This window comes from Hafnia alvei, assembly GCF_964063325.1.
GTDB lineage: Bacteria > Pseudomonadota > Gammaproteobacteria > Enterobacterales > Enterobacteriaceae > Hafnia > Hafnia alvei_B.
Genome location: NZ_OZ061315.1, coordinates 2,698,663 through 2,725,610, shown reverse-complemented (window position 1 = coordinate 2,725,610; position 26,948 = coordinate 2,698,663). Strand labels below are relative to the sequence as shown.

Here is a 26,948-nt window from a genome sequence, read left to right as displayed (position 1 = left end):
TCATGCCACAAAGCAGGGCTTAAACACAGAGGCAATCGAGTCCCTGACCGACATTTAACTGGCGTCTGCTCAATTCCCACGCCGCTAGAGCAAGCTTTACTCGATGACTACTCGGTTTTTACCACTGTGCTTCGCCGTATAAAGCGCGTTATCGGCGCGATTGAGCACTTCTTCTAAGGTTGCGGTTTTGCCATCAAACAGGCTAATACCAAACGAGGCCGTCACATGGATTTTAGGCCCGTGGGAGAGGAAAAATTTACGGTTGCTGATGGCTAGCCGAATGCGCTCACAGATGTGGTAGGCGCGATTGAGATCGTCATAATGGATGATGATTGCAAACTCTTCGCCGCCGAAACGCGCAACAAAATCGCTTGATCGCGTGATCAAACGAATCAATTCTGCCACCTCAATCAGTACCTGATCGCCCGCCAAATGCCCGTAGGTATCATTAACAGATTTAAAGTTATCAATGTCGATCATTACTAAACAGCACGGGGAACGTGATTTCGACAACGCCTGCATTTGTTGCTCAAGCGCTTGCCGATTATGTACTTTGGTCATCGGATCAAGCAGAGACGCCGCGCGCACTTTAAAGAAGGCATCGACGCTACGGCGCTTGATGGATAGCGTTTGGTAACAAACCAGCAGGCAGAGAAAAGAGACAGCTTGGTAAATCAAAATATCTAGCATGTGATTTTTGGTATGCAAAAACGGCAGCACAATCACAATGCGATAAAGCGTGATCAAAATGATGGTTTTAAGATAGGTGCGGAAGGTATTGCGTTCCCAGACTCTTGCGATGAGCACCGGAACCAGCATCACCGCCAGTAGCAGATTATCGAGAACGAAGCCGCCGGTGGTCGCGAAGTTAACCAGCCATGCGGTGATCCCTGCAATACCGCCACCAAAGAAAGTGACTAACAGCATCGGTACAATTTCGAAGCTGTAGTAAACCTCCTGCGTGAAGTACATTTTGCTGCGTGTGAGATACAACGAGATCAGTCCCGCAATCACGCCAAATAAAATGCGGCGACTTAACGATGAATTTGAATTTAATGCGTTGTGTTTGCTAAGCACAAAATAGCTCACCGACAGCGAAGCATAGGTGACACAAGCATTTATGTAGAGAACATCGAGCGACTGTAGCGGATTCATCGTTTATCTCTGATTAGTATTCGTCAGAATATTCTCAGTCTAGCACGCGACTTTCAACCGTAATTTAAGAAAGGATTTATTTATAACTGTCTGAATTTTGTAAATAAGAAAGCCGGAGAACAAATAATGTGCTCCGGCTTAAGTAAGATGCTGAAAACTTAGTCAATGATGCGTTGTTCGATGACGCCGCCGCCCAAGCAGACTTCGTCGATATAAAACACCGCAGACTGTCCTGGAGTGACCGCTGCAACAGGCTCATCGAAGCGAACCTCAATGCGTTCATCATCAATTGGCGTAACGGTGCAGGCGATATCCGGCTGACGATAGCGGGTTTTAACCACGCAGCGGAACGGTTCACGCACGGTTTTGCGGTCGACCCAATGCAGCTGCTGGGCAATCAAACCATGGGAGTACAGGCTTGGATGGTCGTGGCCTTGAGCAACTAACAACACGTTGTTTTTAAGGTCTTTTTCAACTACATACCAAGGATCTTCACCACCGTCTTTGGTACCGCCGATACCGAGGCCTTTGCGCTGTCCGAGCGTGTGGTACATCAAACCTTGATGCTGACCGATTTCATCACCGTCAACGGTCATGATTTTGCCCGGTTGCGCAGGTAGATAGCGGCCAAGGAAGTCACGGAATTTGCGCTCGCCGATAAAGCAAATACCGGTTGAGTCTTTTTTCTTTGCGGTGGCAAGATCTAACTGTTCGGCAATTTTGCGGACTTCTGGCTTTTCGAGCTCACCCACAGGGAACAGGCTCTGTGCAACTTGCTCATGGCTCAGCGTGTACAGGAAGTAGCTCTGGTCTTTGTTGGTATCAACGCCGCGCAGCAGCTGCGTGGTGCCGTTGATATCGCGGCGGCGCACGTAGTGGCCCGTCGCAATAAAATCGGCGCCTAAATCTTCAGCGGCAAACTCTAAGAATGCTTTGAATTTGATCTCTTTGTTGCACAGGATATCGGGGTTAGGCGTACGGCCTGCTTTGTATTCGGCTAAAAACAGCTCAAATACGTTATCCCAATATTCTGCCGCAAAGTTAACAGTATGCAGTTCGATACCTAACTTGTCGCAGACTGCCTGAGCATCGGCCAAGTCGGTCGCCGCTGAGCAGTACTCTTCATTGTCGTCCTCTTCCCAGTTCTTCATGAACAGGCCAGCAACCTGATATCCCTGTTGTTGTAATAGGTAGGCGGATACGGAGGAATCAACGCCGCCGGACATCCCGACGATCACTTTTTTCTGGCTGTTATCTGACATGAGACTCTCACAGTCTGAGTGGAACACAAATTTAAGGGGCGGATTTTAGCACGAAAGCAGGGCGTGGAAAAAGCACTGCGCCGTATTTTCTAGACGACTGGTCTAACGGTGCAGGCTTAAGCGATAGGCATGCCGAGCACAATATCTATTTTACAGTTGAATACTGCCTGTAAACAGAACCTTACCGGTTGGCTGTCCGGTTGGAGAACCGCCGCGCGGTTCTAAGCTGATGGCGAGTAGGCTGCCATCAATAATCGGTTTGCCTAACGCCGAAACGGCGCTCAATGCGGTATTGCTGATAATACCGAGGGAGATAGGCTTACCACCTTTCGGTATTGCCCACAGTTCTAGGCTGCGATCGCTCGGAATATTCAACCCACGCGGTGGCGTTAGCGTTAACGCATGGCTATCTGGGTTTAAGCTAACCTGCCAGCGCATATTATTGTCTTGTGCGGCAAGTACTGCGACTTCAGACGGCGAGGCATACGGTTTCACCAATGTTCTCGGTAGTAACACTAATAGCAGGCAGGCCGCTGCTAATGCGGCTGCGCCGATCCAACCATGGCGTTTAAGCCAGTGAGATTTGATATTTGTGACGTTGTCACGTTCGCCGTCTAGCTGACGTACAATATTTTGCCAAACGTGAGCCGGAGGCTGAATCGGCAAATAGAGGTCATCAAGCGGCGCGAGGCCATTTTGCCAACGTAGTACATGAACCTGTAGCTCAGGCGTCTGTTCCAGCCAACGCTCAAACCGTGCTCGTGGCAAACCGCGAAGCGTGCCAAGCACGTATTCGCCAGCCAGTTTATCGAGATGTTCGGTACGCGGAGTCATAGGCCTAAGCATCCTTTAAGTTGTTCCAGTCCACGGCGTATCCAGCTTTTAATTGTCCCCAGCGGTTGGTGGAGAAAGGCGGAGACTTCGCCATGTGACAGCCCTTGATAATAAGCCAGCACGACGGTTTGCTGCTGATCGGAAGGCAGCCCCGCTAAGCACTCTTTAAGCCGCAAATTTTGCACGCTGTCTTGAATATGCTGTAGCGGATCCTCATTAATGCCGTTGTCACTTATCACCGTATCGAATTCATCATCGGTTGGAATTTCATAGCGTGCGCTACCGCTACGTAAGCCATCAATGGCGCGATTACGGACGATATGCGTCAACCAAGTTTGTGGGCTGCTAAGGCCCGGCTGATAAGTGGCCGCTTTGTGCCAGATAGTAATAAAACTTTCTTGCAGAATATCCTGCGCCCATGTGGGATTCCGCAGGATTTGTACGGCAACCGAATAAAGCCTCGGCGACGTTTGACGATAAAGATCTTCAAAGGCCGCTCGGTTTCCCCGAGCAGCCTCTTGGATTAGTCGTGTTAGAGGCTCAATATCGCCGTTATTCATCGTTCTACCCTGTGCAGGAATAATCTACTGAAATAACCTGCAGCAAGTATAGACGGCTTTATTTAGGAAGGAGCACCTTATCAATGACATCGATGACGCCGTTTTTCTGATGAACGTCATATGTGCTGATATTAGCAACACCGCCGTTTGCATCTTTAATCTGAATATTGTGCGGGCCGTTTTGTAATAACCAGATATCTTGACCATTCACGGTTTTAAGCATGGCTTTGCCATTACCTTGATGGATTTTTTTCTCCAGCGCTTTCATATCCAGAGAGCCGGGGACCACATGATATGTGAGAACAGAAACCAGTTTGGCTTTGTTTTCTGGCTTTAGTAGGGTATCTACGGTGCCAGCGGGCAGTGCGGCAAACGCTTCATTGGTTGGTGCAAACACGGTGAATGGCCCTTTTCCCTGTAGGGTATCGACTAAACCAGCCGCTTTGACCGCGGCGACCAAGGTGGTGTGATCTTTAGAGTTCACCGCATTTTCGACGATATTTTTTTGTGGATACATCGCTGCGCCGCCGACCATGGTGGTACCACCAGACATCATGGAGGCTTCAGACATGTTTTGTGCAAATGCAGAAGCGCCACACACCAGCAGAGAAGAGCAAAGTAAGGTACGGGTAAACATATTCATGATGCGTTCCTTATGAGTAGGGGAAAAAGTCAGGCTCTGTGCCTCACATACTCATATACGGACGGGGTGACGGATTGGATGCAAAAAAAAGAAAATATTTTCGTTTTTCTCTTCACTCGTCGTCGTCAAACGCTTCGTCGGGTGTCTTTCCATGACGCAGTTGACGGCAAATAGCACCATAAGACTTATTCGGCATCAAATTTTGATAGGCATCACGAATCGAACGGTAGTTATTTCCGTTGACGCAGACACCATTCTCCCTGCCCGCACAGCGGTTATGCACGATCAACGATGCAGAGTGAATAACGCGATAAGTGAAAATTTCACGCCATGAAAAATCAATAATATCATAAGGATGAATGCCTTCTGCGGCAGAGCGCCAGCGAATATAATAGGGCTGTTCTTCATCGTTGAGATAAACACACTGTAGCCTTTTGGCACCCCGCATATTGAGATGGTTGAAGAGGTCGAAGCTATTCTTCTTCGACCACTGATACAGTTCGCGCAGGCTCCAGTTATTGACGCGAAATACCCGACCTGCCTTCAGGAGTCCCTGGCTTCTCTTCGTGGGGTGTTCATATGTGTGGTATCGGTAGATATGCCATGCTTTGATGGCTTGGTTAAATAATATTTCCAGATGATGGCCTTCACCTTCGCCTAAAGGAAGATTCACACCCGTATGTCTGTGATATAGCGTTTGGATATGTGCTAAAAAGCAGGCTTTTTTCGGCTTGCCATAATGCTTAAAATACGCAATAAAGCAGGCTGAAAGGCTGTCTATTGTGTCATGTTGAATAAGATTAGCCTGTTTCTTTAGCATGTTAAATAGACCTATTTGTCTTTACCTATTGGTAATGGTTTGTCATCTGGTTAGCGCTGTTGATTGTCAATTTAACAGCAGATAAAAATTATATTTTCAAATCGTCAAATCTGACGAATAGAAATAAACCTTACCCTTGCCGATATTATGCAGTAACGTTTTTTATATTTATCACAATGGCAAGGCGCCATTATGATAATGAGTTTTCATGTCGTCATTAATGACGATAATGTTATTATCCATTTTTTGGATGGCGTAAATAGATCATCCAGTAAGTAATGCCCACTAATACGCCACCGCCAATAATATTACCTATAGTGACGGGGATAAGATTGTCAGTAATAAAATTATTCACGGTTAGAGCAGAAAATTGATCCGGTGTGGTATTCAGTGTTTGCCAGAACGAATCAGGTGAGAAATTACGAATGACGATTGCCAGAGGAATAAGAAACATATTGGCAATGCTGTGCTCAAAACCACTGGCGACAAACATGCCGATAGGTAATAACAGGGCAGCAATTTTGTCGACCAGCGTCCGGCCAGAGTAACTGAGCCATACGGCAAGACAGACCATCAGATTACACAATATACCAAGGCATACGGCTTCAATAAACGTATGGTGCATTTTGTGATCGGCGGTCTGTAAGACGTTGAGTCCCCATTGACCGTTGCTATTCATCGCTTGTCCTGCGAACCAGATTAGCGCGACCAGCAGCATAGCGCCGACAAAATTGCCAACATAAACAATGATCCAGTTGGTTATCAACTGACGCCAGTTGATAAGCCCGCTCGCCTTGGCCATCACGGTAAGAACCGAAGACGTAAAGAGGTCGGCGCCGCAAACAACCACCAGAATTAGACCTAATGCAAAGCATAAGCCACCGGCCAGCTTGGTGATCCCCGTGGCGGGCGCTGGGCCCATTGTCACAGTGATGTAGGAGACAAAGGCAAGAGAAATAAATACGCCGGCGGTTAATGCGAGAAAGAATGAGAGTTCTTTCTTTTTAGTCGCCTTATATAATCCTGCCTGCTCAGCGACCTTTGCCATTTCATCCGGTAAGCGTAAATCAAATGGATTGCCTGTGCTCATAGTTAACTCCTGTCATATCAAACGATATAAAAAAAGGAACGTTGTGAGGTTATCATTCTATATTCGCTTTAAACTATGCACATTGCGTACCAAAAAACTTTCTGACCAATGCAGAATAACCATCGAGATCACAAAAATTGATTATTAAAGATGACTTGGATATATACGAGTGATAGACAACAAAAAAATATCCTGTTCTGATCAAAGAATAATGTGTCACTTGTTATATTAATTCTAAAAAGTATTACACTGCGTATTCAATAATCAGAATGATAACGTTGCGATATTATGAAGCCGAGCGAAACGAGCATTGTTACTAGCGTTATTACTCCGCAAAATTTACCGTGGCAGGAGGTTGTCTCTCTGGTTACGCAGCAGCTGCTTGGCCAAACCGACAGTATTGCTGCGCTCAAAGCATTTATCCCGCTACCGCCCCCTTTTAGCCCCGTACAATTTATCGAACTTCGCCTCAGTGACGGCGTTTATTATCGCTGTTTTGACGATGGCAGCGTTGAGCGTGCGGCAACGGCTTTTTCGGGTAGCGTGAGCGACAGCAATTTGCATGTGGTCAAGCTTGCGGGCAGCACGCTGGTTGAGCTTAGTTTTGTGCGTAATGACGGTGGACGCTTTACCGCTGAGGACAAAGTGCTTTTTTCCTGGCTCGCACGGTTGGTCACGCCGGTTCTTGAAGGCTTACTGGAGCAAGAACGGCTGCGGGAAGAGTGCGCAAATTTAAGCCATGAGCGCGATCACTGTCAGATTCTGGTGGATACCACCAATTCTGTACTCTCACATCTTGAAACGGATGCGCTGGTGGCAGAAGTGTCGAAAGAGATCCATCGTTTTTTTGGCATCGCATCGATTGGCATGGCGTTACGTGACGCGGGTAAACAGAAAAGTTTAGTGGTGTATGCCAGCGACTATTTACCGCAACAGTCTGTGACCTGCAGTCAATATTCTCTCGAACTTGACGGCAGCATGGTGGCGCGATCGCTGCATGAGAATCAACCTATTTTGCTGCAAACCACCAAGCATTTAGCCGATTGGCGGCGAGACCCTTTATTGCAGTCATTGGCGCAAAAAGGCATGCAGGCGGCTTTTTTCCTGCCGCTATCGTTTAACCACAAGCCCCTCGGTGTTCTGATTTTAGCGCATCCCGAGCCCGCTATTTTTACCCGCGACAGCTGCCAACTTTTGGCTCAGATCGCTGCTCGTATCGGTATTGCGGTGGAAAACGCCGATGCCTATGGACAGATTACCCGCAGTAAAGACAGTCTGGCGCATGAAAATATCTGGCTCAATGAGCAGATCCAAAATAGTGATGGATTCAGCGATATTATTTACCAAAGCCAAGCGATGAGTGATGTGGTTGAACAAATGGAGATGGTGGCAGAAAGCGACAGCACCGTATTGATTTTGGGGGAGACGGGAACGGGCAAAGAGATGGTGGCTCGCGCTATTCATAAGCTTAGCGCTAGACATAATAATCCCATGATAAAAATGAACTGTGCGGCGGTGCCCTCTAGCCTGCTTGAAAGCGATCTGTTCGGCCATGATAAAGGGGCGTTTACCGGTGCCACCAATACCCATCTTGGGCGCTTTGAAATGGCCGAAGGTGGAACGTTATTTTTAGATGAGATCGGCGATATGCCACTCGAACTTCAGCCCAAACTGCTGCGAGTTTTGCAGGAGCGCGAAATTGAGCGCTTGGGAGGGAATCGAGTGATCCCTGTGAACGTACGCGTTATTGCTGCGACCAACCGCGATTTGCAACACATGGCGGCTGAACGTGAGTTCCGTGGCGATCTCTATTACCGGCTGAATGTGTTTCCGATTTTGTTACCGCCGCTGCGCGAAAGACCAGAAGATATTCCTTTATTGGCGAGATTTTTCACCCAAAAGCTGGCTCGCCGCATGAATCGAGATATTGACAGTATTCCCGCCGAAGCCTTAAACCATCTGAGCCACTATCCTTGGCCTGGCAACGTGCGAGAGCTGGAAAACGTGATTGAAAGAGCGGTAATTTTGACTCGTCGCGGGCCGCTTAATTTACAGCTCAATGATCTGAGGATCCCCGCAGCCAAACGCCATGTGGCAGATAAAATCTCTAAAATGGCGCAGATCCTGCAAACCAAAGCCCCAGAAAATGATGAAGAAGAAAGAGAGCGTATCGTGCAGGTGCTGCGGGAAACTAACGGTATTGTGGCAGGGCCTCGCGGCGCCGCGGTTAAACTGGGAATAAAGCGCACCACGCTGCTGTCGCGGATGCAGCGTTTAGGCATTTCTGCCCGAGAAGTATAAATTTGTGAACACCAAGTAATGCACCGTTTGGGAAGCACATTGCTGTGCTTCTTGATTTGTGATGAGGCAATCAGATATTAGCGGGTGTCTTTTTCACCATCAGATAGATGGCAGGCTCGTGAACTATCTCGGTTAACAAACGGATTAAGGTTGAACTCCACTCGGCAAAGGGCGCTTCCGCTGACTCACAGAGCGGAGCAAATGCGTTGGCCAGCATTTGTGTGTGCGTGCTATCAATCGTTATCTCACCAAAAGTCAGCAGCCCACGCATTTTACGCAGCGCATCGCCCTCCGGTAAGCGTGAAATCCAGTTCTGGTACTCAGCTAAAGAACAGGTGAGCTCGGTGTTCAGACAGTCAATAACGCCCACGTGATGCCCAATCGCCAAGGAGTAATACATCACCTGCTGCGCCTGTTCGGGGACGTCGCCACTATCAAGAAATTTTTGCCGCAGCGACCAAAAGACCACGTTGTGCTGATTTGATTTTTCCTCCCCAGCCATTATCGACCTCCCGTAGCTAGCAGGCTTTGTAGCCGATGCACGATTTCGCTTAAGCGTGGGTCGCTAGCACTTCGCAACCATTGATCGATATTGCTTGCCACCGTGTTCGCATCGCCGTTTTGTAGCAGTCCGAGGAATTGATCGCTGATCTCGCGCCCTTGGCGATAACCCGCCAAGCGCCGAGCCTCGCGTTCAATGAGTATCCTTAGCTCTGGCAGCGTTTGTGGCAGCAATAACGAGGCTTTCTCATTCGGCTGCTGTTGGTGGTCAACGCCTTTGAGTTTTTGATCGAGCAAGCCGAGTGCGACGGCAAAGCCGTAAATGGTGGCGGCAGGCGTTGGCGGACAGCCTGGGATCCAGACATCAATCGGAACAATGGTATCGCTGCCGCCCCATACGCAGTACAGATCGTGGAAAATGCCTCCGCCGCAGCCGCAGGCGCCGTAAGAAATACAGATTTTAGGATCGGGTGCCGCTTCATATGCGCGCAATGCCGGAACCCGCATGGCGCGCGTGACGGCGCCGGTAAACAGAAGAATATCGGCATGACGCGGGGAGGGAACCACTTTGATCCCAAAGCGCTCGGCGTCAAATAGGGGCGTTATAGCCGCAAATATTTCTATTTCGCAGCCGTTGCAGCCGCCGCAGTCAACGCGATAGACATAGGCAGAACGCTTAATGTCCCTGAGCAGGGTTTGTTTGAGCGCGGTTGCCGACTCGTCCAATTGAATCGGTTGGCTGGCAGTGTGCCCTATCGGACTCGGTGTGTGGCTCATTGGCTTTTCTCCCCAACGTGATAGCACAGGTTTTGGTGCTCATGGTGGCTCAGGTCATCTTTACGTCGGCAGCTAGGGCAGGTTTCAAACTTGGGCCGCATTTCCTCAACGCTGGCGGCATCGACGCCAGACTGGATCAGCAGCGCCATGGCATACTCCACCGATTTCACCGGCGTGAAAGGACGATGGCAGCTGCGACAGTTCTGCAACTGAAACGTGGCTTTTACATACAAATCAGGTTTGTGGGTTACCGCCATTTCAAACTCGGGCGATAGCACAATGGCGCGCGTTGGGCACACCTCTTCACACCGGCCACAAAAAATGCAGCGGCCAATAAACAGTTGCCAAATGCGTTCACCATTCTGGAGGTGAGTTTCCATCGTCAATGCGTTCGCGGGGCAGGCGACAGTACAGGCCCCGCAGGCGATACATTGCTCGGGATCGTATTCTGGTTTGCCACGAAAACCGGGACAAACGTCCAGCGGCTTGAAAGGATATTTCACCGTTGGCTCACCGGCTTTGAGGATGGTCTTAAACAGTTTCAGCATTGTTTAACCCTCATTTCAGCAGTGAATGGTTACGTTCAACGCTATAGCGCTCAATTTCCCGATAGGAGACGGTTTTGGATTTTTTCTTACGCACGTCAACTAGGGTCACTCGGTCTGTACAGGAGTAGCAGGGATCAAGGCTGCCAATGATAAGCGGGGCATCGGAGATGGTGTTTCCACGCAGCATGTAGCGTAATACCGGCCAGTTGGCGTAGGTCGCGGCGCGACAGCGCCAGCGGAACAGTTTCTGGTTATCACCCAGCATGCTCCAATGCACGTCTTCACCGCGCGGTGCCTCGGCATACCCCAGTGCAAACTTATGCGGTTGATAGGTGAAGCCTTCGACCAGCAGATTGCCTTCGGGAAGATTATCTAAGCCGTATTCGATCATGGCTAAAGAGTCGAAAACCTCCTTCACGCGCACCATCACGCGCGAGAACACGTCGCCGCCGTCGAAGGTAAACAACGTTTTCGGCAGGTTGCCATAATCGGCATAGGGGTGGTCGAAGCGCATGTCTCGTTTGAAACCGCTACCGCGGATCAGTGGCCCAACGGGGCTGAAATCACGTGCAATTTTACGATCTAAAATACCTACGCCCTGTGTGCGCTGCTCAATGTTGGGCGTATTCATCAGCATATCGACTAGCTGGGTGACGTCATCGCGCATCTCATGGACTAATTGCAGGGTTTTCATCTGCTGGGCTTTGAGAATGTCACGACGGATGCCGCCAATCAGGTTTAAGCCGTAGGTTTTGCGTGCGCCGGTGAGCAGCTCTGCCATCATCATGGATTTTTCACGCACGCGGAAAAACTGCATGAATCCGGTATCGAAGCCCACAAAGTGACTCGAAAGGCCGAGGTTTAGCAAGTGGCTGTGTAGCCGCTCGACTTCTAACAAAATACTGCGAATGGTATGAGCCCGAGGAGGAACCACAATACCCAGCGCATTTTCAACCGATGATGTGTAAGCCACGCTGTGGGTGAAGCCACAAATGCCGCATACCCGATCGGAGAGGAAAGTGACTTCGTTATAACCCATGCGCGTTTCAGCCAGCTTTTCCATACCGCGATGCACGTAGAAAAGCCGATAGTCCGCATCGATAATCTGCTCGCCGTCGACAAACAAGCGGAAATGCCCGGGTTCATCGGAGGTAATGTGCATCGGGCCAATTGGCACAATGCGGTTATCTTTGCCGCCGAGTTCATTGATGAATTCATAGGTTTCGGCATCGGTGGTTGGCATTGGGCGCTGACGGTAATCCATTGCGTCTTTGCGCAACGGATACATGCCGTCTGGCCAATCATCGGGTAGCACTAAACGCCGTTCATCGGGTAAACCCACCGGTATCAAACCATACATGTCGCGAATTTCACGCTCGCCCCATACCGCGGCCGGAACGCGAGGCGTCACTGAAGGGAACTCTAGCGTGGACGCGCTAACCAAGGCTTTAACTGTCACCCAGCACTTCTCGCCTTCCTCCATCGATAGCACGTAATAAACGGCAAAATAGCCATTCAGAGAGCGTTCATCGTTGCCGAATAAGACCGGCAGCCAGCCGCCGAGCTGATAGTACAAATATTCCACTATCTCTGGCAATTCGTTGGTTTTCACCGTCACGGTGAGCTGATCGGCGGTTTGCCACTCTTCATCCAGTACGCTGTTGGGAAACTTTTCGCGCAGCTTTTTCAAATAGCCCGTACCGCGCTTTTCACCCTGTTGATTATTATTCACCACATTTAGGTAGCTCACATTACTTCTCCATGCAGGATGTTGGTGCGCATTGCGCGGACGGAACATGTTGTGCAGCGACCCACGGCCAGTTGAAGGTTGGGGTCTGCGTTGATGATGGATTCATGACGATGGTGGCGGCGTTTTCAAGCAGACGTGTCACCGGCTGGGGAATATGCGTCCCCATCACCAGCATCAGCACGATTAGGATCGCCATCGGTAAGGTCGTGAGCAGCCCCAGTTCGCCTTTGCTGACGGCATCAGGGGCGTCGCCAAACAGAACACACGCCACCATGCGCACTAAACCACCGAGCACGATGGTTAACAGCAGCAGGATGAAAAGGGTGAGCCAAAGATGCCCCGCAGCCAAACCAGCAACAACGGTCATAAATTCACTGATGAAGACGTTAAACGGCGGCATTCCGCCGAGCGCCAGGGCGCCCCCCGCAAACAGCACCGCGCTGAACGGCATGATTTTGAGCATACCTCTCACCGCGTGCAGATCACGGGTGCCGTATTTCAATAACACGTTGCCAGAACCACAAAACAGCAGCGTTTTGGCCAGACTGTGATTCAGCGTGTGCAGCAAGGCCGCCAGCACCCCCAGCGGGCCGCCGATGCCGATAGCGACCACAATCAGCCCCATATTTTCGACGCTGGAGTAGGCCAGCAGACGCTTAATGTCGCGCTGAACCAGAATAAAGAACGCCGCAACGGCAACGGACAGCAAGCCAAATACGATCAGTAATCGACTTGGGAATTCTGGCCCGATAGCGGCGCTGATGATGATGTAGTAGCGGATTATCACCAACAGAGCGCAGTTCAGCAGCACCGCAGAAAGCAGGGCGCTGGTGGGGCTGGGCGCTTCGCTATGGGCGTCCGGTAACCACGCGTGCATAGGAAATAGCCCGGTTTTGGTTCCGAAGCCAATCAAGATAAATACAAAGGCCAAATGCATGAGGGTGGGATCTAGCTGGCCCGCATGTTTAAGCACTTCCGTCCAGAAAATAGCGTTGTTGGCATCGGGCATAAAGCTGGCCGCATTGGCATAAACCAAAATGGTGCCAAACAGGCCAAAGGCAACGCCGACGGTACAAATAATGATGTATTTCCATGCGGCTTCCAGCGACGAGCGCTGTCCGTAAATTCCCACCAGAAACGCCGAGCTTAAGGTGGTGGCTTCAATGGCGGCCCACATTAAGATGAGATTATTACTGGTGACCACCAGCAGCATGGTGAAGAGGAACAGGTGGAAGAAACCATAGTAATTGCACAGCGTCGGGACGGAAATTTCCCCTTCGTCGACTTCATGGCGCATGTAACCGATAGAGTAAAGTCCGGTTAAAAAGCCAATCACGCCCAGAATTGCCAAGAACAGGGCGCTAAGACTGTCAATATGCAGCCAGTGGTTAGCCGATAAAAGCTCGCCGTGCTCGGCTGTCATCGCAACTACCCACAGGGCGACGATTAACAACGCGAGAATACCAACGCTGTGCAGCGCTGTGACTATGACGCGGGCTGAATCCCCCAGCAGGCGGCTGGCAAAGGTTAACAACGAGGCAATTAACGGCGTCGCCAGTAGGAGAAATAAAATCGATTCTTGATTCATCGCGTTACCCCTTCAGCGCCGTGAGTTGTTCAACGTCCAGCGTGTTGAGCGTGCGATAAATCTTGCGCGCTAGCACCGCCATGACGATCACGGCAAAAATGGCATCGGTGGCAATACCGATTTCAACTAGCTCTGGTGCTCGGAATGCCAGCAATGCCAGAGTGAGATGAGAGCCGTTTTCCATCAGGCAGTAGCCAAATACCTGCTTCAGGATATTGCGCTGGGTTACGATACACAGTAGCCCCAATAGGAAATGCCCAAGCGAGACCGCCAGCGCAGGTTTCAGCGTCGCCAGTAACGGCAGTTGAACCGGCGCGACCACGAACCAACACAGCACCACGATAACGGCAGCAGACAGCATCAGCATCGACATGCTGATAATGCTGCCGTTGGCGCTGGGATCTGACAGCTTGCGAAAGGCATAACCCATAATAAGCGGCACCATTACGACTTTGGTAACGAAGGCGCTGATGGCCCAAAGGGCTAACTGATGAGCCTCAAGAGTTTGCGACAGCGTGAAGAATATCAGCACCAAAACCAGCGACTGCAAAGCATAGAGCCAGCAAGAAGCGGTAGGGCGTTTGGCGCCAATGACCAGCAGCGACGTGAGCATCATCAGCCCTGCGAGGTTATTAACGATCAATGATCCGGTCATAGTTGACTCCCTTATCCAAGCCAGGCAACGGCGATAAAACTTGAGAATACTGACATCGCGATCAGCACCACCAACACGATACGCATGGCTAGAGGAACCGGCGCCGCTTGAGCAACCTCTTCGCTCGGCGTGCCGGAAATGACGCGACCGAACCAATAAATGAACCACGCAAAGCTGGCGACAGATTCGATGAGTACCAGCACCATTAATGGCGTCATGACCCAAAACTCATGTGAAAGCGCAAAACCTGCGGCGAAAATAGGGAATTTGCTAAAGAAGCCGTTAAACGGGGGGACGCCGGTAATGGCTAAGGCGGCCACGCAGAATCCGATGCCAAGCAGCGGCATTTTCTTCAGCACGCCCTTTAAACGCGGCAGCATTCGGGTGCCACAGCTGTAGCTAAGTGCTCCGGCGATCAGGAAGAACAGGCTTTTGGCAAAGGCATGGTTGAAGATGTAAGCCACACCGCCTTCAAAGGCCAGTTTAGAGCCGAATATCGACAGCGAGAGGGCGAGAAAAATGTAGGAAAGCTGGGTAATGGTTGACCATGCCAACAGGCGCTTCATGTCTTTTTGCGGCAAATACATTAAGAAGCCGTAGATCAGCGTGATGGTCGCCATGATGATGCCGACCCAGCCGATAATATGCGGCACTTCTCCGGCCGATAGGATGGCACGCGCGAAGATATAAACACCGACTTTGACCATTGATGCCGCATGTAAATAAGCACTGATAGGCGTTGGCGCTTCCATCGCATCGGGCAACCACGCCTGTAGCGGTAGCTGGGCAGATTTCCCCCATGCGGCAAACAAGATCCCGCCGAACACGATATAGCTGGCGTTGCCGTGTAAATTAGCCAGCGCGCTGAGGGCAAAAGTGCCGGTATTAAGGAACAGTGTGGCGGCCGCGAGATACAGCCCAATCGAGGCCACATGGGTGATAAGCAGCGCTTTCATGGCGGAACGCTGAGATTTTGGCGTCTGGTAATAGCCAATTAATGCCCACGAACAGCCGCCTGTGATTTCGAAAAACAGCAGTTGCCCCAGAATGGTGGATGAAAGCACCAGCCCGACCATGGCACCAATGAAGATCAGCAGAAACGCGTAATAGCGATTGCTGCCCTCATGTGGATGCTCTTTATTACCAACGGTGAGATAACCCGTTGAATAGAGGCTGACCAAGAAGCCAAGAAACACCACGGCAAACACGATAAGGGTGCTGATTCGGTCAATGGTAAAACCAAACAGCTCGACCGTGCCGTAGCTGAGCAGGGTATAGGTGACGTCGGCTTTATCATGCAGCCAATATTGCCAACCCAGTGCCAGCGTGCCCAAGGTGGCTAATAGGGCGAGGAGAGTACATAGCCATTTAGCGTAACGTTTGGGTGCGCAGGCGGTGATAAGTGCGCCGATAAACGGTAGCAAAAGGGTCGTTAGAGCGATATTTTCCATCATGGCGGTAGCTCCTTATAGACCGGTTAGGTAAAACACGAAGGCTAGCGCTGCAACGCCAAAGCCAAGCCATGTCACACGGTGAGTCATCAGGAAGCGACCGCGAGCCAAACTGTTTTCCACCAGTGAGGCCAGCACGAATACCACCAGAAGTTTGATAAGCATGAGGATCAACGCGAAGAAGAGCGCCGAAGCGCTGAGCGTGGCGGCCTTACCAAAGGGAATAAACACCGCTAGAAACAGTTCTGCGACCACGACCTGCTTCAGACCGATTCCCCATTTCACCAAGGCCAGTCCCGAACCTGAATACTCGGTGAGCGGCCCTTCCTGTAATTCCTGTTCGGCCTCGGCCACGTCGAAGGGAATTTTTCCCATTTCAATGAAAGCGGTAAATCCGCAGGCTAGCAGCGCCAAGAAAGTTGCCGTGGGTGAGCTCCACCCCTGAGTCAAGGTGGCGCTGATGGTGCCAATGTTGGTTGACCCCGCGATAAGCGCCACCACCAAAAGAGCCAGAATCAACGTTGGTTCAACTAAGATCCCCAACGTGAGTTCACGGCTGGCACCAATACCGGCAAAAGTGCTGCCGGTATCCAAGCCGGAAAGCGAGAAGAAAAACCGGAACAGAGCGAAAAGATACAGCAAAGCGATAAGGTCACCCGCGCCACCGAAGGGGGCAGTCTGTGTGAAGACGGGGAGAGACATCGCCACTAACAGCATGCTGCCGAGCAAAACATAGGGCATCAGGCGGAAAATAATGCCGGACTGTGCTGGACCGACTTCTTGGCGCTTGAACAGTTTGCCAAGATCGCGATAATCCTGCCAAATCCCCGGCCCGCGGCGAGATTGCATTCTGGCGCGGATCTGGCGCGAGATACCGGTCATCAGCGGAGTCATGGCTAATAGGATAATCGCTTGCATTAGCGCGAAGATCCCCATCGCCAGCGAGGGCGTTTCTTGCATTAACATGATTTTCTCCTCACACCGCAATAATCAAAAGTAGGATCACTAATGCGGCCACAATGTAGAGGCAGTACAGTCTGAAATCGCCCCCCTGCAGATTTTGAACGCGTGAGCCAAAACGTCGCACGCCACGAACCAGTGGGTAGATGATGCCTTCGTCCCAAAACGGTTCTGCACGTGCGGCTCCGCGGGTGGTGCTATCTAGCGCACGTGCTAAAAGAGGTGACGGATCGAGCTGTTTACGCAGCCGATAAAGCGACATAAACATCACGCGCAGCGGTTGAGTGAAACTGCCAGCGGAAGCAGACATGGCATCCTCCCAGCCGTATCCACAGGCCCAAGGATCGCCATGGCGACGAAATTTCTGCTGGTTACCGCGTAGCGCCAGATAGACCAGCAGCGGCAGCAGCGGCAATGCCAGTAATAAGATGAACATGACCGCTGGGGAAAGCATGGCCTGAGAGGCCTGCGCGGGAACCAGCAGCAATCCTTCAGAGACGGTGATGGGGTGAGTATTGACGAGCGTTGTCGCTACGCTAGAAATGATGGGTGCCACAATGCTGGCACCTGCGCCAAGCAAAATGCACAGTAACGCCAACAGCAACATGGAGAGCGTCATTGGCCAAGGCACTTCGCGAGCCTGCGCGGCCTGCTCACTGCGCGCACCGCCGCAAAAGCTAATGCCGTACACTTTAACGAAGCACATCGCTGCGAGTGCGCCGGTGATGGCCAGCATCACAATGGCAATCGGCGCACTTAGCCGCATGATGAAATCATCGGAATGGCTCATTGAGAACAGCGATTGATAGGTGTACCACTCACTGATGAAGCCGTTGAGCGGGGGGAGTGCCGAAATAGACATACAGCCGATGAGAAATGCCAGTCCTGTCCACGGCATCAGTTTGCCGAGGCCGCCCATCTTTTCCATATCACGGGTGTGCACACGGTAAATAACGGCGCCTGCGCCGAGGAACAACAGCCCTTTAAAGACGGCGTGATTCAGCAGGTGATAGAGCGCGCCAAGCAGACCTAACGCGGCGAGAACGGGATGTTGAGTGGCGATGCCAACCATGCCTACGCCCACGCCCATCAAAATAATGCCGATATTCTCAACCGTATGCCATGCGAGGAGCCGCTTGATATCGTGCTCGGCAAGCGCATACAGCACGCCTAACACGGAAGATACGGCACCAAATCCCAGCACCACGATCCCCCACCACAGCTCGGTGGCACCTAGCAGGTCGATACCGATCTTGATGATGCCAAAAATGCCGATTTTCACCATAACGCCAGACATTAAGGCCGATGCGTGGGAAGGTGCCGCAGGGTGCGCGCGAGGCAGCCAGCTATGCAGCGGCAGCATCCCTGCTTTGGCACCAAAGCCAAAAAAGCCCAGCAGAAAAACGGTCGAGGCCAGCCCTGGAGAAAGCGAGAGGCTGCGGAAAGAAGCAAAATTGAGGCTGCCGCTTTGCTGCCACATGAGAAAGAACGCGATCATGATGAGCACGGAACCCGCGTGGGCAATAAAGAAATAGAGCAGGCCCGCGTGGATAGATTCGTCGTCCTGATCGGCAATAACCAAAAACCACGAGGCGAGCGACATCATTTCGAACAGAATGATGAAGTAAAAGGCATTGTCCATCACCACCAGCGCCACCATGGAGGCAATGAACAGGTTCATGAAGAACCCCATGCTCCACGCTCCGCGGCCGCGATACTCCTCAACATAAGAAAGTGAATACAGCCCGCAAAGGGTCACCAGTAATGAAATGACCAGCACCATAAACGCCGCGAGGGGATCCATACGAACCACGAACTCGGCGAAAGGGAAGGGGCCGGCAGCAGAAAAGGTGAGCGTTATGCCCTGCATCAATACCGGAAACGCGCTGCACAGCCCGATAATACCGCCCAGAATTGCGCTGATGCCGGTGGCCCAAATCGCGATACGCTCTTGCCGTGCAAACAGTAAAGAGAGTACGGCACCCACAACGTAGAGACCAACAGACCAGAACAACAATTGTAGAGAATCCATATTAGAGGTGCTCCTGCGGTGGGATGGCGAGCGCCAGAAGGTCAGACGCTAACTCGGAAGAGGCTTCCAAGCGGCGTTGTAGCAGTTGCTGAGCCATCAGTTTTTCATCGACCAAGTGCAGCGCATCGGTGGGGCAAACTTGGATACAGGCGGGGCCAGACGGCGAGAAAGCACATAGGTCACATTTGACGGCAATGCTACGTACCCCTGCATTCCATGCCAGAAAGGGTTCCATCGTCGGCGGACTGACGGGAACATCGGCAAGCTCAGCCGCGCTGACGTGATATTGAAATTGATTGGGAAGATCCAGAGGATGACTACCAAAAGGCGTAATCGCCCCGAAGGGGCAGACCAGACCACATAGTTTGCAGCCGATGCACAGGCTTTCATTTAGCTCAATAGCGTCTGCGCCTTGGCTGATGGCGCTAACTGGGCATACTCGTTTACACGGTGCGTCTTCACATTGGCGGCACAGGATGGGGGCCGTTTGGTCGCCGGTACGCGTCATCGCAAGGCGAGGGTGCTGCTGCAACCCTTGATCCTTGTGCGTCTGGGCGCAGGCAGCCAGACAAGTATTACAGCCAATGCATCGCAAAGGTTCTGCAATCACAAAGCGATTCATGTTCGGTCCTCTGGTTCAGATGACAACGGTGACTATCATGTCCAATGCATGAGCACGATCCGTGCCAAAGAGAGGCCTAAAAATTTTTTCTAATAAAAAGAATGAGTAACGTTTTTAGCGCGAGACAAATTAAGTGATTTGGGGCGGGGTCGTCATTTTTATGAGTTAAAAAAACGTCAATTGTGACGAATAAGAATATCAAAGGTAAAAAGTGTGATCGCCAGCACGTCATGCTGAGAGGATAAGAAAAACCCCGCCGATGCGTAACGCCGTTCGTTTAAGAAATCGAGATACACGGGGCTAGCACACCGCGGGGCGCTCCGGCAGCTAAAGCTGCTACGACCCCCATCGGTGTACTTCCCCTAAAATCACGCTTAAGTGAACGGTGTTACGACGATGCGGGGTTTATCGCTTAATTAGCTTCTTTTTAGCTCACCGAAAGTAGCGAGAATTTCCAACGGATATCGTTCCTGACGTTGATAACGCAGGATGCTCTCGCGAACCAGCGGCGACCGCAGACGGTCACTGTGAATAATTTCATCGGCGGTAAGCCACAGGCAGCGGTCAATATCGTTATCGTGTGGCTGCGTTTCCGGCTGTTCTGGCAAATCAATCGAGAAGGTAAAACGCAAGAAGGGGGTGTTGTCTGGCGCAACCCATTGATACATTTGCAACAGGTGCTGAGGCTGGGCGTGTATCCCCGTCTCTTCCCATAGCTCACGCACCGCGGCCTCCAACAAAGTTTCGTCGGCCTCCAAATGACCCGCAGGCTGATTCCAGGTCGGTTTGCCGTGTACGGTTTCTTCAACGATCAAAAAACGATCTTGGGATTGCACAACGCAGGCAACGGTCACATGAGGTTTTAGCATCAGATTTCCTTCTTCTATTGTTTAGCTATTCAATATTGCTTAACCATTTCGTTCTTCAGGCGTTTAATTCAGCCATGTGTTATGCATGCTTCACGGCTAGGGATATTGGATTTCTTGCCACGCGCCGAGGGCGAGATCTTGCAACGTAATATCTCCCATGCTGTAGCGGATCAGGCGCAGGGTGGGGAAACCAATATGCGCTGTCATTCGACGCACCTGCCGGTTACGGCCTTCATAAAGCGTTACTTTCATCCATGTGGTAGGGATAGATTTACGTTCACGAATTGGGGGGGTACGCGGCCAAAGCCATTCTGGCTCGGCAACGATTTCAACCCCGGCGGGTAGCGTCATACCGTCTTTTAGCTCAAGGCCACGGCGGAATTGCTCTAGAGCGGTTTCGTCTGGCGCACCTTCAACCTGAACATAGTAGACCTTACCCGTTTTTTGCCCTGGCTGAGTTAGCTGAGCTTGAAGTTGGCCGTCGTTGGTTAGCACCAGCAGACCTTCGCTGTCTCGATCGAGACGACCGGCGGCGTAAACGTCGGTCAACGGGATGAAGTCTTTTAAGGTAGTGCGTCCTGCTTCATCGGTGAACTGAGGCAAAACGTCGAATGGTTTGTTGAATATGACCACTTTTCGTGGCCCACGTGGACGCTTTACAGCCGCAGCAGGGCGCGAGCTGAATCGGTTAACTTTGTGATTTTTAACAGGGAATTTTGACATAGTGATTATGATAGCAGATGGTCGCAACATTATAACTGAAATCGTATTCCGATTGGCGACAGACAATATTTCAAGTAATATTGACAGGTATCTTACATTGCATTAACAAAAGGCTGCGTTTTTTAAAATTCATGCCTTAGCGAAATCAAGCAGTTACTGTACAAAAACGAATGACCCAGGTTAATGGGTAGTAATATTTATAAACGGTATTTTATAAGTACGTGCGCTGAAGGAGAGGTTAATGGAAAGCAAAGTTGTTGTTCCGGCTAAAGGTAAGAAAATTACGGTTGATGCTCAGGGGAAACTGGTTGTTCCGCATAACCCGGTGATTCCGTTCATTGAAGGTGACGGTATCGGTGTTGACGTGACTCCTGCAATGATCAAAGTCGTAGATGCAGCCGTTAACAAAGCCTACAAAGGCGAACGCAAAATTTCTTGGATGGAAATCTACACCGGCGAAAAATCAACTCAGGTTTATGGCAAAGACGTATGGTTGCCTGAAGAGACGCTGGACCTTATTCGTGACTACCGCGTGGCTATCAAAGGCCCACTGACCACTCCGGTTGGCGGCGGTATTCGTTCTCTTAACGTTGCATTGCGCCAGCAGCTCGACCTTTACGTTTGTCTGCGCCCAGTCCGTTACTATCAGGGCACGCCTAGCCCGGTGAAACAGCCAGAATTGACCGATATGGTGATCTTCCGTGAAAACTCAGAAGACATCTATGCTGGTATCGAATGGAAAGCAGACAGCGCTGAAGCTGACAAAGTGATCAAATTCCTGCGTGATGAAATGGGCGTGAAGAAAATTCGCTTCCCTGAACATTGCGGTATCGGCATCAAGCCTTGCTCGGAAGAGGGCACTAAGCGCTTGGTACGCGCGGCGATTGAGTATGCGATCACCAACGACCGCGATTCTTTGACGCTGGTTCACAAAGGCAACATCATGAAGTTCACCGAAGGCGCATTTAAAGACTGGGGATACCAGTTGGCGCGTGAAGAATTCGGTGGCGAACTGATCGACGGCGGCCCATGGGTTAAAATCAAGAACCCTAAAACCGGCAAAGACATCATCGTTAAAGATGTGATTGCGGATGCGTTCCTGCAACAGATCCTGCTACGTCCTGCCGAATATGACGTTATCGCCTGTATGAACCTGAACGGTGACTACATTTCTGATGCGCTGGCCGCACAGGTTGGTGGTATCGGTATTGCACCGGGCGCTAACATCGGTGACGAATGCGCGCTGTTCGAAGCTACCCACGGCACGGCACCTAAGTATGCTGGCCAAGATAAAGTAAACCCAGGTTCTATTATCTTGTCCGCTGAAATGATGCTGCGCCACATGGAATGGTTCGAAGCGGCTGATTTAATTGTTAAAGGCATGGAAGGCGCAATCGCTGCCAAGACCGTGACCTATGACTTCGAACGTCAGTTAGAAGGCGCTAAGTTACTGAAATGTTCAGAGTTTGGTGACGCGATTATTAAGCACATGTAATCACGCGAATGTAAACGGGGCTATTAGAGCCCCGTTATTTTTTGTTAACCAGAAATCTTCCCCAAAACTCTTCCATGATTTGCTCTTTTCTATGTCAACAACCATCCAATCTTTCCCTCGATCGTCGTTGAACTGCGTTTGAGTGATTCACAGGGTTTTTGTCGGGCGCGGATACTACGCACGGCTGAAAAATCATCAAGTTAACAGCTTGAGGTAATGTTGCTTCATTTAATATTCTAGTGCCCAAGCAAAATAAGGTCTTCAGGCGCATATGCATTAGGACCGTCGTTACAAACCACGCACTTCGCCGTACGAACTTGCTCTCTTGCAAGATTTTCATCGTTGATTGCTTTGATCACCATAACCTTACAGGTGCCATTTTCAATAACGTGGGCACCCACCCGCAAAGCATTTCTATTCATGTCATAGGCAATGTTCATCGAGATATTCCTTTTAAGTAGTCGATGCTAGGAGTTTAACCTCTAAATTTGTATGGGTATTACAAAGTGCTGTTTGGTTGAGTTATGGTTAAACAACAGCAGTTTTCAGTCGTCATAATAGAAATGCTCATTCGGATGTTAGATCCTTGCATCAAGGCCATCAATCGCTACGCGTGCCTTGGCGGTGAGTTCACCGTAATGTAGCGATGCAGAACGCGCCGACGCTAAACAGTGAGGCGCTGATGAAGGTTCTCGATGAGATAAATAATAAGGGTAGGGGCGCGATTTGGTTTGCAGGGCAAGGCATCCAAAAGAACTGGCAGATGAAACGAAATATGCTTTCGCCAGCACATACCTCGAGGTTTGGCGAGTTGCCTATTGCCAAGGCTCACTCGTTCATCTCTGGCTGAAAGGAGACAATAAGTGCCAATATTAGATGAGGATATGTATAAATATCCAGAGCATCTGAAGAAAGAACTCGCGGCGCTCCCTTCGCGACCGGGGGTATATATTTTTCATGGTACGAGCAAGACAATGCCGCTTTATATCGGTAAAAGTGTCAATATTCGCTCTAGAGTTATGTCGCACTTTCGGAATAAGAATGAAGCAAAACTGCTTCATTTAACTACCCATATTGAGTATATAGAAATGGCTGGTGAGCTAGGGGCGTTACTCATAGAAGCTCAGTTGATAAAGGCACAAAAACCATTGTTCAACAAAAAGCTGAGGCATGCTAAGCAGCTTTGCTCGCTATCGCTAAAGCATAGCGGCGTTGAGGTTGTTTATGCTGGCGATCGTGATTTTTGGCACGAAACCCAATTATTCGGTTTATTTCCCAATAAATTGTCAGCATTAGATGCATTGAGAGCGGTAGCTGATCAGCAAAAACTCTGTTATGGCGTATTAGGTCTGGAGCGTTTGGTTCAAGGGCGTGCTTGCTTTCGTTATGCTCTTAAGCGGTGTGGTGGAGCATGCTGCGGTAAGGAGTCGCTTGAAGAGCATCAGTTGCGTTTGGTGCAAGCGATGGAGAGCATGCGAGTACAGTGCTGGCCATATAATGGCAAGGTTGCTGTTGAGGAAAGCTGCGAGACTTTCACTCAGTATCATATTATTAATAACTGGTTTTACCTAGGAACAGTCGGAAGCTTGCAAGAGGCCAAATCAATCAACACTACGGCAGATTGCTTCGATAGGGACGGCTACAAAATATTATGCAAACCGTTACTGAGTGGGAAGTTTAATATTATTGCTTTGGAATAAATTGAAATGTTACGAAAGGCCGTTTGCTGCGCCACATGCAATGGTTCGACGCGGCAGATTTAATGCTTAAAGGTATAATTGTTAAAAGCATGAAAGGCTTAATCGTTGCCAAGACCGTGATCTATAACTTTGAACGTCAGTTAGAAGGCGCTAACCTGCTGAAATGTTCAGAGTTTGGTGACGCGATTATTAAGCACATGTAATCGGATAACTTCGATATATGCCAACGGGAGCCTAGTGCTCCCGTTTTGTTATTATTCAATTTGAATTGGTTATTAAAACGTATGGGTAAACGAAGGCAGGAATAAAAGGAATACCAAATAAAAATTCAGGGGACGCCGATTATTACCGAAGGTAAATCCTCTGAGGCGTAAACACCTCAGAGGATTTTTTTATGGTGTCACAATATTGAACCAGAACTCGAACTTGTCCATATAGCCCAACATTTCGTCCATCTTCGCACCGTTACCCGTTACCTTCACATCACCTTTATCTTCGGCCTGTTTCAGCGTTTCTTCTTTCAGGATGATTTTATTCAGCGTGTCGCGGTTTAGCGTAATAGTTGCGTCGGCGTCTTTTGCTTCTGCATTAGGGGTGTGGTTCAGTACACCGTTTTCCAGCTCCAACTTGTACTTGCCGCCATCATTACCCAAGTCGATATTAAACACCGCCCTAGCATTACCTGCTTTTTCACCGTTGATGTGAACAGCAAGGTAGTCGAAGAACATTTCAGGCGTCATGGCACGAACGGTGTCCGGGCTTGCTGTGTTCGGCGTTGGACCTTTCACCACGCCATTACGCAGCTCCTGAGCTCCGGTCAAATAGAAGTTACGCCACGGGCCAGACTCTGCTTGGTAACCCAGCTGTTCCAGTGCATCAGCTTCAAGGTTACGTGCATTCTGGTTATTTGGGTCGGCGAATACGACTTTACTGACAACCTGCGCCACCCAGCGGTAATTACCCTGGTCAAAGTCGGTTTTAGCTTTCTTAAGAATTGCATCGGCACCGCCCATATATTCAACAAATTTCTTTGCTGCTTCTTCTGGCGGCAGTTCATCGAGAGTGGCTGGGTTGCCATCGTACCAGCCGAGGTACAGCACATAGGTCGCTTTCACGTCGTGGCTAATGGAGCCGTAGTAACCACGGTTAGCCCAAGTTTTCGCGAGACTATCTGGTAACTTGAAGTTTGCCGCAATTTCATCGCGGGTCAGACCCTCGTTCGCCATACGTAGGGTCTGGTCGTTGATATAGCGATACAGATCACGCTGGCTCTTCAGCAGGCCAACCACGTTATTGTTACCCCAGGTTGGCCAGTGGTGCTGGGCCATAATTATTTCGGCTTTATCACCCCAGCGAACGATAGCTTCGTTGATGTATTTCGACCATGGCAATGGTTCACGAATTTTCGCACCGCGTAGCGAATAGGTATTGTGCAAGGTGTGGGTTACGTCTTCTGCGGCTTCGATGAGTTTTTTCTCTTCGATATACCACAGCATTTCGGATGGGGCTTCAGAACCTGGCGCCAGCATAAAGTCATAAGTCAGACCATCAATGACTTCTTTTTGACCATCTTTTTCGATGATATTCGTTGGCGCAATCAGCGTAACGGTACCCGCAGACGTCGTAGTACCTAAGCCCGCACCAACCTGTCCAGTTGCTTCGGGTTTGAGCAAGTTGCCATACATATAGCTGGCACGGCGGCTCATGACATTTCCGGCCATTATGTTTTCAGCAACGGCGGCCTCCATGAAGCCAGCAGGCGCATAAACTTTTACTTTACCGGATTTCACATCTGCTTCATCGACAACACCACGCACGCCGCCGTAATGGTCAACGTGGCTGTGGGTGTAAATGATGGCGACGACAGACTTGTTGCCACGGTTTTTATAGTATAAGTCCATGCCAACTTTTGCTGTTTCAGCTGAAACGAGCGGATCAACTACGGTAATACCTTCTTTACCTTCAATGATGGTCATATTGGATAAATCAAGGTTACGGATCTGGTAAACACCGTCTGTTACTTCGAACAGGCCACTGATGTTGATAAGTTGGGACTGACGCCACAGGCTTGGATTCACGGTGTCAGGGGCTTTTTCCCCTTCTTTAATAAAAGCGTATTGTTGCGGATTCCAGATGACATTCCCTTGCTCGCCCTTGATAACGTCCTGTGGCAACGCGGCGATAAAACCTTTGTGGGCGTTTGTGAAATCAGTGTTATCAGAGAAAGGAAGCTGGTTATAGAGTGCATCGTTAGCTTGTTTTGTTGAAGGTGTCGCTTCTTTTGGTGCTTCCTGCGCAAACAGCGGTGTCAGTGCAGTGGAGGAGAGTAGCCCCGCCAGCGCAAGGCTTTTGACGATCAACTTAAGTCTCATTTGCCATCCTTATGTGAAAACTCTAACTACCCAACGAGCTCGAGCAGTTACCTCTGGATATAATTCGTTAATTTCAATGACAATGATTGTCATCAGGCAAAAACATTTTTTAAATATAACCAAGTTGTTACATTTCGCCATGTAATAACACAAAATATTCAAAATTTGAGGATTGTATATTTGAGATTCATTGGAGGAGCACTGAAAGTTAATAGGGCGAGGTCTGGGTTCGGTATCTCA

Annotated in this window: 23 protein-coding genes and 3 pseudogenes; 5 read left to right on the top strand and 21 right to left on the bottom strand. The window is 50.1% G+C overall.

What is annotated here, in order from left to right; all coding sequences use genetic code 11:
- Positions 1-96: 96 nt before the first annotated feature.
- The 7 genes from AB3Y96_RS13095 to focA form a co-directional block, all read right to left on the bottom strand.
- On the bottom strand, positions 97-1,155 hold the full coding sequence (locus AB3Y96_RS13095) for a GGDEF domain-containing protein (protein ID WP_072308737.1): 1,059 nt from the start codon (positions 1,153-1,155) through the stop codon (positions 97-99).
- Positions 1,156-1,313: 158 nt separating this feature from the next.
- Positions 1,314-2,417 carry a tRNA 2-thiouridine(34) synthase MnmA gene (gene mnmA / locus AB3Y96_RS13090; protein WP_072308738.1) on the bottom strand — a complete coding sequence of 368 codons (1,104 nt, stop codon included), beginning with the start codon at positions 2,415-2,417 and terminating at the stop codon, positions 1,314-1,316.
- Positions 2,418-2,567: 150 nt separating this feature from the next.
- Complete coding sequence (locus tag AB3Y96_RS13085) at positions 2,568-3,251, bottom strand: anti-sigma factor domain-containing protein (RefSeq protein WP_072308739.1); 684 nt, start codon at positions 3,249-3,251, stop codon at positions 2,568-2,570.
- Positions 3,248-3,811, bottom strand: coding sequence for an RNA polymerase sigma factor (locus AB3Y96_RS13080; RefSeq protein ID WP_072308740.1), 564 nt, complete (start codon positions 3,809-3,811; stop codon positions 3,248-3,250). Before AB3Y96_RS13080 ends, AB3Y96_RS13085 begins: the two co-directional genes overlap by 4 nt.
- Positions 3,812-3,869: 58 nt before the next feature.
- Positions 3,870-4,454, bottom strand: coding sequence for a fasciclin domain-containing protein (locus AB3Y96_RS13075; RefSeq protein ID WP_072308742.1), 585 nt, complete (start codon positions 4,452-4,454; stop codon positions 3,870-3,872).
- 112 nt (positions 4,455-4,566) lie between these two features.
- Complete coding sequence (locus AB3Y96_RS13070; RefSeq protein ID WP_367299388.1) at positions 4,567-5,274, bottom strand: hypothetical protein; 708 nt, start codon at positions 5,272-5,274, stop codon at positions 4,567-4,569.
- 235 nt (positions 5,275-5,509) lie between these two features.
- A complete protein-coding gene (focA, locus tag AB3Y96_RS13065) occupies positions 5,510-6,364 on the bottom strand; it encodes a formate transporter FocA (RefSeq protein ID WP_367299387.1) in 855 nt (284 codons plus the stop codon).
- Between the two features lie 288 nt (positions 6,365-6,652).
- Here focA and AB3Y96_RS13060 point away from each other — a divergent pair, with 288 nt between their 5' ends.
- Complete coding sequence (locus AB3Y96_RS13060) at positions 6,653-8,665, top strand: sigma 54-interacting transcriptional regulator (RefSeq protein ID WP_367299386.1); 2,013 nt, start codon at positions 6,653-6,655, stop codon at positions 8,663-8,665.
- Positions 8,666-8,735: 70 nt separating this feature from the next.
- Here AB3Y96_RS13060 and AB3Y96_RS13055 read toward each other — a convergent pair whose 3' ends face one another.
- From AB3Y96_RS13055 to rluE, 12 genes are all read right to left on the bottom strand, one after another.
- Positions 8,736-9,167 carry a formate hydrogenlyase maturation HycH family protein gene (locus AB3Y96_RS13055; RefSeq protein WP_367299385.1) on the bottom strand — a complete coding sequence of 144 codons (432 nt, stop codon included), beginning with the start codon at positions 9,165-9,167 and terminating at the stop codon, positions 8,736-8,738.
- The gene (locus AB3Y96_RS13050; RefSeq protein WP_072308748.1) at positions 9,167-9,943 is read right to left on the bottom strand and encodes an NADH-quinone oxidoreductase subunit B family protein; all 777 of its coding nucleotides are present in this window, start codon (positions 9,941-9,943) and stop codon (positions 9,167-9,169) included. Before AB3Y96_RS13050 ends, AB3Y96_RS13055 begins: the two co-directional genes overlap by 1 nt.
- The gene (hyfH, locus tag AB3Y96_RS13045; protein ID WP_072308749.1) at positions 9,940-10,491 is read right to left on the bottom strand and encodes a hydrogenase 4 subunit H; all 552 of its coding nucleotides are present in this window, start codon (positions 10,489-10,491) and stop codon (positions 9,940-9,942) included. The genes AB3Y96_RS13050 and hyfH overlap by 4 nt, the downstream gene beginning before the upstream one ends.
- Before the next feature lie 10 nt (positions 10,492-10,501).
- Positions 10,502-12,241, bottom strand: a complete 1,740-nt coding sequence (locus AB3Y96_RS13040) for an NADH-quinone oxidoreductase subunit C (protein ID WP_072308750.1) — start codon at positions 12,239-12,241, stop codon at positions 10,502-10,504.
- Position 12,242: 1 nt separating this feature from the next.
- Positions 12,243-13,829 carry a hydrogenase 4 subunit F gene (locus tag AB3Y96_RS13035; protein ID WP_367299384.1) on the bottom strand — a complete coding sequence of 529 codons (1,587 nt, stop codon included), beginning with the start codon at positions 13,827-13,829 and terminating at the stop codon, positions 12,243-12,245.
- 4 nt (positions 13,830-13,833) lie between these two features.
- Positions 13,834-14,484, bottom strand: coding sequence for a hydrogenase 4 membrane subunit (gene hyfE / locus AB3Y96_RS13030; RefSeq protein ID WP_072308752.1), 651 nt, complete (start codon positions 14,482-14,484; stop codon positions 13,834-13,836).
- Between the two features lie 11 nt (positions 14,485-14,495).
- Entirely contained in the window at positions 14,496-15,935 is a 1,440-nt protein-coding gene (locus tag AB3Y96_RS13025) for a hydrogenase 4 subunit D (RefSeq protein WP_367300319.1), read from the bottom strand.
- A 15-nt stretch (positions 15,936-15,950) separates the two neighbouring features.
- The gene (locus AB3Y96_RS13020; protein WP_072308754.1) at positions 15,951-16,901 is read right to left on the bottom strand and encodes a respiratory chain complex I subunit 1 family protein; all 951 of its coding nucleotides are present in this window, start codon (positions 16,899-16,901) and stop codon (positions 15,951-15,953) included.
- A 10-nt stretch (positions 16,902-16,911) separates the two neighbouring features.
- A complete protein-coding gene (gene hyfB, locus AB3Y96_RS13015) occupies positions 16,912-18,927 on the bottom strand; it encodes a hydrogenase 4 subunit B (RefSeq protein WP_367299383.1) in 2,016 nt (671 codons plus the stop codon).
- Between the two features lies 1 nt (position 18,928).
- Positions 18,929-19,549 carry a 4Fe-4S dicluster domain-containing protein gene (locus AB3Y96_RS13010; RefSeq protein WP_072308756.1) on the bottom strand — a complete coding sequence of 207 codons (621 nt, stop codon included), beginning with the start codon at positions 19,547-19,549 and terminating at the stop codon, positions 18,929-18,931.
- Positions 19,550-19,965: 416 nt separating this feature from the next.
- The gene (locus AB3Y96_RS13005; RefSeq protein WP_367299382.1) at positions 19,966-20,418 is read right to left on the bottom strand and encodes an NUDIX hydrolase; all 453 of its coding nucleotides are present in this window, start codon (positions 20,416-20,418) and stop codon (positions 19,966-19,968) included.
- Positions 20,419-20,514: 96 nt separating this feature from the next.
- Positions 20,515-21,141: a 23S rRNA pseudouridine(2457) synthase RluE gene (rluE, locus tag AB3Y96_RS13000; RefSeq protein ID WP_367299381.1), complete on the bottom strand. Its 627-nt coding sequence runs from the start codon at positions 21,139-21,141 to the stop codon at positions 20,515-20,517.
- 241 nt (positions 21,142-21,382) lie between these two features.
- Between rluE and icd the strand changes: the two genes are divergently transcribed.
- On the top strand, positions 21,383-22,636 hold the full coding sequence (gene icd, locus AB3Y96_RS12995; RefSeq protein WP_367299380.1) for an NADP-dependent isocitrate dehydrogenase: 1,254 nt from the start codon (positions 21,383-21,385) through the stop codon (positions 22,634-22,636).
- 236 nt (positions 22,637-22,872) lie between these two features.
- Here the strand turns inward: icd and ydfZ are convergent, their stop codons facing one another.
- Entirely contained in the window at positions 22,873-23,076 is a 204-nt protein-coding gene (gene ydfZ / locus AB3Y96_RS12990) for a putative selenium delivery protein YdfZ (protein WP_072309753.1), read from the bottom strand.
- A 227-nt stretch (positions 23,077-23,303) separates the two neighbouring features.
- Here ydfZ and AB3Y96_RS12985 point away from each other — a divergent pair.
- The 3 pseudogenes from AB3Y96_RS12985 to AB3Y96_RS12975 all read left to right on the top strand — a co-directional run.
- Positions 23,304-23,486, top strand: a pseudogene (locus AB3Y96_RS12985) (DUF4113 domain-containing protein); the annotation flags it as partial.
- 34 nt (positions 23,487-23,520) lie between these two features.
- Positions 23,521-24,270 (top strand): annotated as a pseudogene (cho, locus tag AB3Y96_RS12980) (excinuclease Cho); the annotation flags it as partial.
- A pseudogene (locus tag AB3Y96_RS12975) lies at positions 24,260-24,539 on the top strand (hypothetical protein); the annotation flags it as partial. The pseudogenes cho and AB3Y96_RS12975, both read left to right, overlap by 11 nt.
- A 189-nt stretch (positions 24,540-24,728) precedes the next feature.
- Here AB3Y96_RS12975 and AB3Y96_RS12970 read toward each other — a convergent pair.
- Complete coding sequence (locus tag AB3Y96_RS12970; protein WP_367299379.1) at positions 24,729-26,708, bottom strand: alkyl/aryl-sulfatase; 1,980 nt, start codon at positions 26,706-26,708, stop codon at positions 24,729-24,731.
- Between the last annotated feature and the right edge of the window lie 240 nt (positions 26,709-26,948).

Bases quoted from the DNA above. Each gene is read 5' to 3' on its own strand.
- AB3Y96_RS13005 (WP_367299382.1), bottom strand. From the start codon at position 20,418: ATGCTAAAACCTCATGTGACCGTTGCCTGCGTTGTGCAATCCCAAGAT.
- AB3Y96_RS13085 (WP_072308739.1), bottom strand. From the start codon at position 3,251: ATGACTCCGCGTACCGAACATCTCGATAAACTGGCTGGCGAATACGTG.
- hyfB (WP_367299383.1), bottom strand. From the start codon at position 18,927: ATGGATTCTCTACAATTGTTGTTCTGGTCTGTTGGTCTCTACGTTGTG.
- AB3Y96_RS13055 (WP_367299385.1), bottom strand. From the start codon at position 9,167: ATGGCTGGGGAGGAAAAATCAAATCAGCACAACGTGGTCTTTTGGTCG.
- AB3Y96_RS13095 (WP_072308737.1), bottom strand. From the start codon at position 1,155: ATGAATCCGCTACAGTCGCTCGATGTTCTCTACATAAATGCTTGTGTC.
- AB3Y96_RS13020 (WP_072308754.1), bottom strand. From the start codon at position 16,901: ATGTTAATGCAAGAAACGCCCTCGCTGGCGATGGGGATCTTCGCGCTA.
- ydfZ (WP_072309753.1), bottom strand. From the start codon at position 23,076: ATGAACATTGCCTATGACATGAATAGAAATGCTTTGCGGGTGGGTGCC.
- hyfE (WP_072308752.1), bottom strand. From the start codon at position 14,484: ATGACCGGATCATTGATCGTTAATAACCTCGCAGGGCTGATGATGCTC.
- AB3Y96_RS12970 (WP_367299379.1), bottom strand. From the start codon at position 26,708: ATGAGACTTAAGTTGATCGTCAAAAGCCTTGCGCTGGCGGGGCTACTC.
- AB3Y96_RS13080 (WP_072308740.1), bottom strand. From the start codon at position 3,811: ATGAATAACGGCGATATTGAGCCTCTAACACGACTAATCCAAGAGGCT.
- AB3Y96_RS13075 (WP_072308742.1), bottom strand. From the start codon at position 4,454: ATGAATATGTTTACCCGTACCTTACTTTGCTCTTCTCTGCTGGTGTGT.
- focA (WP_367299387.1), bottom strand. From the start codon at position 6,364: ATGAGCACAGGCAATCCATTTGATTTACGCTTACCGGATGAAATGGCA.
- rluE (WP_367299381.1), bottom strand. From the start codon at position 21,141: ATGTCAAAATTCCCTGTTAAAAATCACAAAGTTAACCGATTCAGCTCG.
- AB3Y96_RS13025 (WP_367300319.1), bottom strand. From the start codon at position 15,935: ATGGAAAATATCGCTCTAACGACCCTTTTGCTACCGTTTATCGGCGCA.
- AB3Y96_RS13070 (WP_367299388.1), bottom strand. From the start codon at position 5,274: ATGCTAAAGAAACAGGCTAATCTTATTCAACATGACACAATAGACAGC.
- hyfH (WP_072308749.1), bottom strand. From the start codon at position 10,491: ATGCTGAAACTGTTTAAGACCATCCTCAAAGCCGGTGAGCCAACGGTG.
- mnmA (WP_072308738.1), bottom strand. From the start codon at position 2,417: ATGTCAGATAACAGCCAGAAAAAAGTGATCGTCGGGATGTCCGGCGGC.
- AB3Y96_RS13060 (WP_367299386.1), top strand. From the start codon at position 6,653: ATGAAGCCGAGCGAAACGAGCATTGTTACTAGCGTTATTACTCCGCAA.
- AB3Y96_RS13050 (WP_072308748.1), bottom strand. From the start codon at position 9,943: ATGAGCCACACACCGAGTCCGATAGGGCACACTGCCAGCCAACCGATT.
- AB3Y96_RS13010 (WP_072308756.1), bottom strand. From the start codon at position 19,549: ATGAATCGCTTTGTGATTGCAGAACCTTTGCGATGCATTGGCTGTAAT.
- icd (WP_367299380.1), top strand. From the start codon at position 21,383: ATGGAAAGCAAAGTTGTTGTTCCGGCTAAAGGTAAGAAAATTACGGTT.
- AB3Y96_RS13035 (WP_367299384.1), bottom strand. From the start codon at position 13,829: ATGAATCAAGAATCGATTTTATTTCTCCTACTGGCGACGCCGTTAATT.